Consider the following 2,496-nt stretch of genomic DNA (forward strand, 5'->3'; position numbering starts at 1 on the left):
TCTCGTGACTGCGTGCCTTTTGAAGAATGAGCCTGCGAGTTAGCGGTGTGTAGCGAGGTTAACCCGTGTGGGGAAGCCGTAGCGAAAGCGAGTCCGAATAGGGCGATTGAGTTGCACGCTCTAGACCCGAAGCGGAGTGATCTAGCCATGGGCAGGTTGAAGCGGAGGTAAGACTTCGTGGAGGACCGAACCCACCAGGGTTGAAAACCTGGGGGATGACCTGTGGTTAGGGGTGAAAGGCCAATCAAACTCCGTGATAGCTGGTTCTCCCCGAAATGCATTTAGGTGCAGCGTCGTGTGTTTCTTGCCGGAGGTAGAGCACTGGATAGGCGATGGGCCCTACCGGGTTACTGACCTTAGCCAAACTCCGAATGCCGGTAAGTGAGAGCGCGGCAGTGAGACTGTGGGGGATAAGCTCCATGGTCGAGAGGGAAACAGCCCAGAGCATCGACTAAGGCCCCTAAGCGTACGCTAAGTGGGAAAGGATGTGGAGTCGCAGAGACAACCAGGAGGTTGGCTTAGAAGCAGCCACCCTTGAAAGAGTGCGTAATAGCTCACTGGTCAAGTGATTCCGCGCCGACAATGTAGCGGGGCTCAAGCGTACCGCCGAAGTCGTGTCATTGCAGTACATACCCCCAACGGGGACTGTGATGGGTAGGGGAGCGTCGTGTGCCGGGTGAAGCAGCCGCGGAAGCGAGTTGTGGACGGTTCACGAGTGAGAATGCAGGCATGAGTAGCGATACACACGTGAGAAACGTGTGCGCCGATTGACTAAGGGTTCCTGGGTCAAGCTGATCTGCCCAGGGTAAGTCGGGACCTAAGGCGAGGCCGACAGGCGTAGTCGATGGACAACCGGTTGATATTCCGGTACCCGCTTTGAAACGCCCAATATCGAATCCATTAATGCTAAGGCCGTGAAGCCGCCCTGAGCTCTTCGGAGCGTAGGGGAGTGGTGGAGCCGCTGACCCAAGGTGGTAGTAGGTAAGCGATGGGGTGACGCAGGAAGGTAGTCCAGCCCGGGCGGTGGTTGTCCCGGGGTAAGGGTGTAGGACGTCACGTAGGCAAATCCGCGTGACACATAGTCTGAGACCTGATGCCGAGCCGATTGTGGTGAAGTGGATGATCCTATGCTGTCGAGAAAAGCCTCTAGCGAGTTTCATGGCGGCCCGTACCCTAAACCGACTCAGGTGGTCAGGTAGAGAATACCGAGGCGTTCGGGTGAACTATGGTTAAGGAACTCGGCAAAATGCCCCCGTAACTTCGGGAGAAGGGGGGCCACGTCTGGTGATCCGATTTACTCGGTGAGCTGGGGGTGGCCGCAGAGACCAGCGAGAAGCGACTGTTTACTAAAAACACAGGTCCGTGCGAAGCCGTAAGGCGATGTATACGGACTGACGCCTGCCCGGTGCTGGAACGTTAAGGGGACCGGTTAGCCGACTTTCGGGTTGGCGAAGCTGAGAACTTAAGCGCCAGTAAACGGCGGTGGTAACTATAACCATCCTAAGGTAGCGAAATTCCTTGTCGGGTAAGTTCCGACCTGCACGAATGGCGTAACGACTTCTCGACTGTCTCAACCATAGGCCCGGTGAAATTGCACTACGAGTAAAGATGCTCGTTTCGCGCAGCAGGACGGAAAGACCCCGGGACCTTTACTACAGTTTGATATTGGTGTTCGGTTCGGCTTGTGTAGGATAGGTGGGAGACTGTGAAGCTTGGACGCCAGTTCAGGTGGAGTCGTCGTTGAAATACCACTCTGGTCGTGCTGGATGTCTAACCTGGGTCCGTGATCCGGATCAGGGACAGTGTCTGATGGGTAGTTTAACTGGGGCGGTTGCCTCCTAAAGAGTAACGGAGGCGCCCAAAGGTTCCCTCAGCCTGGTTGGCAATCAGGTGTTGAGTGTAAGTGCACAAGGGAGCTTGACTGTGAGACCGACGGGTCGAGCAGGGACGAAAGTCGGGACTAGTGATCCGGCGGTGGCTTGTGGAAGCGCCGTCGCTCAACGGATAAAAGGTACCCCGGGGATAACAGGCTGATCTTCCCCAAGAGTCCATATCGACGGGATGGTTTGGCACCTCGATGTCGGCTCGTCGCATCCTGGGGCTGGAGTCGGTCCCAAGGGTTGGGCTGTTCGCCCATTAAAGCGGTACGCGAGCTGGGTTTAGAACGTCGTGAGACAGTTCGGTCCCTATCCGCTGTGCGCGTAGGAATATTGAGAAGGGCTGTCCCTAGTACGAGAGGACCGGGACGGACGAACCTCTGGTGTGCCAGTTGTTCTGCCAAGGGCATGGCTGGTTGGCTACGTTCGGGAGGGATAACCGCTGAAAGCATCTAAGCGGGAAGCCTGCTTCGAGATGAGTATTCCCACCTCCTTGAGAGGGTAAGGCTCCCAGTAGACGACTGGGTTGATAGGCCGGATATGGAAGCCCAGTAATGGGTGGAGTTGACCGGTACTAATAGGCCGAGGGCTTGTCCTCAGTTGCTCGCGTCCACTGTGT

1 rRNA gene is annotated in these 2,496 nt (G+C 56.5%); it reads left to right on the top strand.

Going from position 1 to position 2,496, the window contains the following annotated elements:
* Positions 1–2,475: ribosomal RNA gene (locus tag AC07FJ_RS33465) — 23S ribosomal RNA — on the top strand; the annotation flags it as partial.
* Positions 2,476–2,496 lie beyond the last annotated feature (21 nt).

The organism is Streptomyces sp. NPDC045998, assembly GCF_056430285.1.